At 66.4% G+C, this 6,713-nt stretch carries 6 protein-coding genes; 3 read left to right on the forward strand and 3 right to left on the reverse strand.

From position 1 onward, the window contains the following. Positions 1 to 1,109 (reverse strand): TldD/PmbA family protein (locus VGH54_RS26805; RefSeq protein WP_331515164.1); only part of this gene is annotated, 1,109 nt, incomplete at its 3' end. A 49-nt stretch (positions 1,110 to 1,158) separates the two neighbouring features. Between VGH54_RS26805 and VGH54_RS26810 the strand changes: the two genes are divergently transcribed. From VGH54_RS26810 to VGH54_RS26820, 3 genes are read left to right on the forward strand one after another with little or no spacing between them, the layout of a single operon-like run. Beyond that, positions 1,159 to 2,028 (forward strand): sugar ABC transporter permease, encoded by an 870-nt coding sequence (locus VGH54_RS26810; protein WP_331515169.1) that lies wholly within the window; start codon positions 1,159 to 1,161, stop codon positions 2,026 to 2,028. Beyond that, positions 2,015 to 2,839 (forward strand): carbohydrate ABC transporter permease, encoded by an 825-nt coding sequence (locus tag VGH54_RS26815; protein ID WP_331515165.1) that lies wholly within the window; start codon positions 2,015 to 2,017, stop codon positions 2,837 to 2,839. Before VGH54_RS26810 ends, VGH54_RS26815 begins: the two co-directional genes overlap by 14 nt. After that, positions 2,836 to 4,173, forward strand: a complete 1,338-nt coding sequence (locus VGH54_RS26820; RefSeq protein ID WP_331515166.1) for a sugar ABC transporter substrate-binding protein — start codon at positions 2,836 to 2,838, stop codon at positions 4,171 to 4,173. The genes VGH54_RS26815 and VGH54_RS26820 overlap by 4 nt, the downstream gene beginning before the upstream one ends. Here the strand turns inward: VGH54_RS26820 and VGH54_RS26825 are convergent. Further along, a complete protein-coding gene (locus VGH54_RS26825; RefSeq protein ID WP_414688816.1) occupies positions 4,170 to 5,018 on the reverse strand; it encodes a CbiQ family ECF transporter T component in 849 nt (282 codons plus the stop codon). The two genes, VGH54_RS26820 and VGH54_RS26825, sit on opposite strands and share 4 nt — an antisense overlap. Continuing rightward, positions 5,009 to 6,713, reverse strand: a 1,705-nt coding sequence (locus VGH54_RS26830; RefSeq protein WP_331515168.1) for an ABC transporter ATP-binding protein, incomplete at its 5' end; no start/stop codon positions are given. The genes VGH54_RS26830 and VGH54_RS26825, both read right to left, overlap by 10 nt.

The raw sequence follows: 6,713 nt of genomic DNA on the forward strand, positions 1-6,713 counted from the left end.
TGTGGCGAGTCCGCGTAGGCGCAGCCGTTGGACCGGGCTTCGCCCAGCCGCCGAGCGAACACCCGGTCCAGTTGATATCCGACGAAGATCCCGTCGCGCACCAAGTCCCAACTCTGGGCGGCAACACCCTCGTCGTCGTAACCGATGCTGGCCAAACCGAATTCAACCGTGCGGTCGGCGGTCACGTTCATCAGCGGCGACCCGTAACGCAGCGCGCCGAGCTTGTCGGGGGTGGCGAACGATGTGCCCGCGTATGCCGCCTCGTAGCCGATGGCCCGGTCGTATTCGGTTGCGTGGCCGATGGATTCGTGGATGGTCAGCCACAGGTTGGTCGGGTCGATCACCAGGTCCGTCGGCCCGGCGGCGACGCTGGGCGCCTTCATCTTCTCGGCGAGCTGCGACGGCAGTTGAGCGAGCTCGTCGGTCCAGTTCCACACATCGTCGCCGGCCAGCACCTCCCAGCCACGACCCATCGGCGGCGCCAGCGTGCGCATCGAGTCGAACCCGCCGCCGGCGGTGTCCACGGTGACCGCCTCCAGACCAGGGTGCACCCTGACACGTTGCTGCGTGATCGACGAGCCGGCGGTGTCGGCGTAGAAGGTCTGCTCTTTGACGGACTGCAGGCTGGCCGACACATGATCGACCCCGTCGGCGGCCAGCAGCCTGCCGGAGTATTCGTCGAGTACCGTGATCTTGTCGGCGAGCGGCACGGTGAACGGGTCGATGCGATAGCTCGAGACCCAGGTGGCGTTGGCGTAGACCGGCTCGGCCGCCAGCTCGACGGGGTCGGTGTTCAGTGCGGCCAGCGTGCGGGCCACCGCTACTGCGCGACGTGCGGCATCCGCGGCGACTTCCGGAGAGAGCTCGGCGTGCGACGCGAAGCCCCAGGTGCCGTCGACCACCACCCGGACGGCCAGGCCGATCTCGCGGTTGACCACCGCGGTTTCCAGCTGGCCGTCGCGCAACTGGATGATCTCCTTGACCAGTCGGTGAATTCGCAGGTCGGCGTGCGTCGCGCCGGCCGCGGTGGCGGCAGCTAGCGCAGCATCGGCGAGTTCGTGGCGCGGCAGGCTCAGGAAGTCGGCATCGATCTCCCGGTTCGGTGTCACGACACCTACCGTATCGACCAGCTTTAATACTTGTGTGGGTGACGCTGCGGTGACCGCCGGACGCCGATCGACCACGCTGGGGTATGCCTTGCTCGCACCCAGCCTATTCGGGGTCGTCGCGTTTTTGCTGTTGCCGATCTTGGTGGTGGTGTGGCTGAGTCTGCATCGCTGGGATCTGCTCGGGCCGATCGAGTATGTCGGAGGCCAGAATTGGCGCTCGGTGCTCAGTGATAGGACGTTCGGCAACTCCCTCCTGGTGACATGTGCGTTCGTGGCAATCGTCGTGCCGGTGCAGACCGTGCTCGGGTTGGCCGTGGGCGCCCTGCTGGCACGCGACCTGCCCGGCAGTGGCGTGTTCCGGACACTGTTCGTGCTGCCGTGGATCTGTGTCCCGTTGGCCATCGGGGTGTTATGGCGCTGGATACTGTCACCCACCGACGGCGCCATCAGCACACTGCTCGGCCATCGCATCGAGTGGCTCACCGATCCCGGGCTGGCGCTGCCGGTGGTGTCGGCGGTCGTCGTGTGGAGCAACGTCGGATACGTCGCGCTGTTCTTCCTCGCCGGCATCCTGGCCATTCCCGCCGAGATCCACTCCGCGGCACGCACCGACGGCGCGACGTCGTGGCAGCGGTTCTGGCGCATCACGCTCCCGATGCTGCGGCCCACTATGTTTTTCGTGTTGGTCACCGGAATCATCAGTGCCGCACAAGTTTTTGACACCGTTTACGCGCTGACCGGTGGCGGACCCCAGGACCGCACCGATTTGGTGGCGCATCGCATCTATGCGGAGGCATTCGGGGCTGCGGCGATCGGCCGGGCCTCGGTGATGGCGGTGGTGCTGTTCGTCATCCTGGTCGCCATCACTATCATCCAGCACCTCTATTTCCGTCGACGGATCAGCTATGACCTCACCTAAAAAGCCTTCTGCGGTCCTGGTTTACGCCGGCCTACTGGCCGGTGTGCTGATCACGCTGGCACCATTCGTGTTGGGCCTGTTGACGTCGTTCACCTCCGCGCACCAGTTCGCCACCGGCACACCCTTGTCGTGGCCGCGGCCACCGACACTGGCGAACTACGCCAACCTGGGCGACGCCGGATTCGGCCGGGCGCTGGCGGTGACGACCTTGATGACGGCGATGATTCTGCTTGGCCAGGTCAGCTCGTCGGTGCTGGCCGCCTATGCGTTCGCACGGCTGCGATTCCCCGGGCGGGACGCGCTGTTCTGGGTATACCTCGCGACGTTGATGGTGCCGGGCAGCGTGACCGTTGTTCCGTTGTATCTGATGATGGCGCAACTGGGGATGCGTAACACGTTCTGGGCATTGGTATTGCCTTTCGTGTTCGGCTCGCCGTACGCCATTTTCCTTCTCCGCCAGTACTTTCGCGCGATCCCTGATGACCTGATCAACGCCGCCTACCTGGACGGCGCGAGGACGCTGGACGTGATCGTGCACGTGGTCATCCCGTCCAGTCGCCCGGTGCTGGTGACACTGATGCTGATCACCGTTGTATCGCAGTGGCACCATTTCATGTGGCCGTTGGTGATCACCAGCGGCACCAAATGGCAAGTGCTCACGGTGGCGACGGCTGCCCTGCAGTCGCGATACAACGCCCAGTGGACTTTGGTGATGGCGGCGACGGCGGTGGCGATCGTGCCGCTGCTCGTTCTGTTCGTGATGTTCCAGCGCCACATCGTCCGCTCGATCGTCGTCACGGGGCTGAAGTGAGCCGGCCCCGATTTTCCACGCTGTTCGCCGTGGGCTTCGTGCTGATCGCCGCGCTGTTGGCCGTCGCGGCGGTGCTGCTCGATGTCACGGCGCGACCGCTAGGCACCAAGACCATCGTCACCGTCCGGCTATGGGACGAGCAGGTCGCCGCCGCCTACCGAAAGTCGTTCGCGGCGTTCGGCCGAACGCACCCGGGCATCGAGGTGCACACCAACGTCGTCTCCTATTCCAACTACTTCACCACGCTGCGCACCGACGTCGCGGGCGGCAGCGCCGACGACATCTTCTGGGTCTCCAACGCCTACCTCGCCGGATACGCCGACAGCGGCCGGCTGATGGACATCGGCAAAGCCCTTGGACCACAGGCCGCGTCAGCGTGGGAACCGTCGGTGGTCCAGCAGTTCATCCGCGGCCGAACGCTGTGGGCGGTGCCCCAACTCACCGATGCAGGCATCGCGCTGTACTACAACGCGGATCTGCTTGCCGCCGCCGGTGTCGACGTCGCCGCGCTGACGGCACTGCGCTGGAGCCCGGACGGCGGTGACACGCTGCGCCCCTTGCTGGCTCGCCTAACCGTCGACGCCGATGGACATACCGCGGCCACACCCGGTTTCGATGCCGGTCGAGTGCGACAGTGGGCTTACAACGCGGCCAACGACGCCCAAGGCATCTACCTGAACTACATCGGCTCAGCCGGCGGCGTGTTCCAGACCGGAGACCGCTTCGCCTTCGCCAACCCCGGCGCCGTCGAGGCTTTCACCTACCTGGTCGGGCTGATCAACCGTGACCATGTCGCACCGCCGGCCTCGGAGACCAACGACAACGGCGACTTCTCCCGCAACCAATTCCTGGCCGGCAAGATGGCGCTGTTCCAGTCCGGTACCTACAACTTGGCCGCAGTGGCCGGGCAGGCGCACTTCCATTGGAGCGTGACCATGATGCCCGCCGGCCCCAAAGGTCGGGTCAGTGTCACCAACGGCATTGCCGCGGCGGGTAATTCGGTATCCGCGCACCCCGATGCGGTGCGCCAGGTGTTGGCCTGGATGGGCAGCACCGAGGGTAACCAGTACGTCGGCCGCCAGGGCAGCGCCATTCCCGCGGTCATCGCCGCGCAGCGGGTGTACTTCGACTACTGGCTGAGCAAGGGCGTTGACGTCAAGCCGTTCTTCGAGGTCCTCAACGGTCCGCGTATCGCCGCCCCGGGCGGCGCCGGGTTCGCCGCGGGCAATCAGGTGCTCAAACCGTATTTCGATGAGATATTCCTGGGCCGCAGCGATATTCCCGCAAGCCTGCAACGGGTACAGGACGCCGCCAACGCTGCCGCGCGCCGCTAGTGGCCGAGCGGAATTTCAAGGGCGACCGCTGCGGCGCACACCGCGAACGTGATCCCAAGCGCTATCCAGTCGGCCTGTTTCGGCCGTGACGGCAGCGCCGAGATCTGGCCGAGGCCGCCGCGTGCGGTAATGGCATCGCCCATCTCGTCGGCGCGCCGCAACGTCACCGTAAGAGCCGCCGTGAGAAGGTCGATCAGTTCCAACTTCCAACGCCTGCGACGGGCCCTGCGGGTATCCGCGGCGCGTTTGGGCCGCAACTGGCGCGCGGCGTAGAGCACCCGGAACTCGTCGATCAGCATCGGGAAAGCCCGCAACGCCAAAGCGATGGTGACGGCCCACTCGTCGACCGGGACCCGTAACCACCGGAGCGGTCGGCCCAAAGCGGCTACCGCAGGCGCAATTTCGGCGACATTGGTGGTCCAGGACACCATCGCGCCCAGTCCGAGCAGCACGAACGACAACGTAGTGACCCGCAGGAAGTTCAGCAGCCCGCCGAGTCCGATCGGAATTCCGGCCAGGTGAATTGTCGGGCTGCCGCCGGCGAACGCCGCGGACATCCCGCCGAGCGCCAGCAGAATCCACAACCAGTGCGGCACAGTGGGAAGCGCGCCGCGCGGAATATGCGCGAGCCGGACCGCCGTCAGCACCAGCGCAGCCACCAGTCCGATGGCAATCCAGCCCGGATAGAACGTCAGCAGTACCGAGATGCCGCCAACTGCCAGCAGTTTGGTCCCGGCCCACAGGTCGTGGACCACGGAGCTGCCCGGCACCGGCCGCAGCAGCACGACCGAGCGCGACGGCCGGCGTTCGGATCGTTCTTCGAGTGGCGCCGTGGTCACGACAATCCCCCAGCTGCCGCCGTGACCGCGTGTAGCACGCCGTCACGCAGATCCAATGTGCGCGGGCACAGGTCTTCCAAGCCGGCGAAATCATGGGATATCACGACGACGGTCAGACCCTGCTCACGGCGCAGCTCCTCGATCAATCGCACCAAACCGCTCTGGGTGACCGCGTCGAGGCCGGCCAACGGCTCGTCGAGAATCAGCGCGCGCGGCGACCGCGCCAACAGCCCGGCCAGCACGACCCGGCGCATCTGCCCTCCGCTGAGCTGATCGATGGGCCGCTTGGCCAACGCACTGTCCAACCCCACGACGGCGAGCGCGGTCGCTACCCGATCTTGGTCCTTGGGCGAAAAGCCAGCCGCCGAAGCCACTTCCAAGTCGACCCGGCTGCGCATCAGCTGCAGTCGCGCCGCCTGAAACGACAGTGCCACCGCGCCGACCTGTTCGTGCGAGGGTCGGCCGTCAAGCAGGCAAGAGCCGGTGGTCGGTACCGTCAGCCCGGCGAGAATCCATGCCAGCGTCGACTTGCCCGACCCGTTGCCGCCGTGGATCAACAAACCATCGCCCTGATGTACCGCGAAGTTGACGTCGCGCAGTGCAGCCTTGGCCCACGGCGTCCCGCTGTTGTATTCGTGGCTGACGCCGGTGACCTCGAGGATTGCCGGGCCAGACTCGTGCCGCGTCGCCGGCGTCGCTACCGGCACAGGAATCGTCTCGACCATGCTGGTGTTTTCCCCGGACTCGCTGAGATTGATTGTGCTGTCGGCGGATTCGGCTTCGTTGTGGTAATGCGTGATGTGCACGAGCGCCGTCCGGTGCCGCTGCTTCAGGCCGGACAACACGCCAAGCAGCGCTTCACGACCCTCCTGGTCGACCATGCTGGTGACTTCGTCGGCGATGAGCATGGCGGGCTCGCGGGCCAGCGCGGCCGCCACGGCCAGCCGCTGCAACTCACCCCCGGACAGACTTCCGGTGTCGCGTTCGGCGTGCGATTCCAGGCCGACTTCGCGGAGCAATTGGGCGACGTCGGTGGTTGTCCCGGGCGGCAGGCCCCACACCACGTCGTCGGCGACCCGGGTGCCCAGCACCTGACTTTCCGGATGCTGCATGACCACCGCGGTGCCGCCCAACCGGCCCAGCCCCACCGACCCGGGACGCTCGATGGTGCCCGATGTTGGTTCCCGGCCGGCCAGCACAAGCATCAGCGTGGTCTTGCCAGAACCGTTGGCTCCGGTGATGGCCAGATGTTCGCCGGCCTTGACCTCCAGGTTGACTGGCCGCAGCGCGTCGTGGTCGGTGTTCGGATAGCGGAAGCGGACCTCGTCCAGCCGGACCGGGACCGGCCCGATGGGTGTCGTGTCCAGCGGCGCGTCCAGTTTGTGCACGTCGGGGATGCCACGCATCCGATCCAGCACCCGCGACAGCGCCCACCATCCGATCAGCGAGACGACCACGATCGAGACGACGCCGTTGGCGAAGATCAGCCACGGCCAGTAGCGCAGCGCCTCGCCGAGGAACCATTGGAGTCCGTGGGCCGTCTTGTCGAGCCCGCCCCCGATGCGTCCGCTCAGCGGGAAGGGATGCTCGGTCACGAAGCGCCCGATTCCCGTCAGGACGGCCGCAATCCCGTTGATGTTGGCGGTGATCGCATCGAAGATCAGGTGCCGCAGCCGGGAGAGAAGCGCCAACGCCGCGACC

Origin of the sequence: Mycobacterium sp., from assembly GCF_036488105.1 — a bacterium.
Classification (GTDB): Bacteria; Actinomycetota; Actinomycetes; order Mycobacteriales; family Mycobacteriaceae; genus Mycobacterium.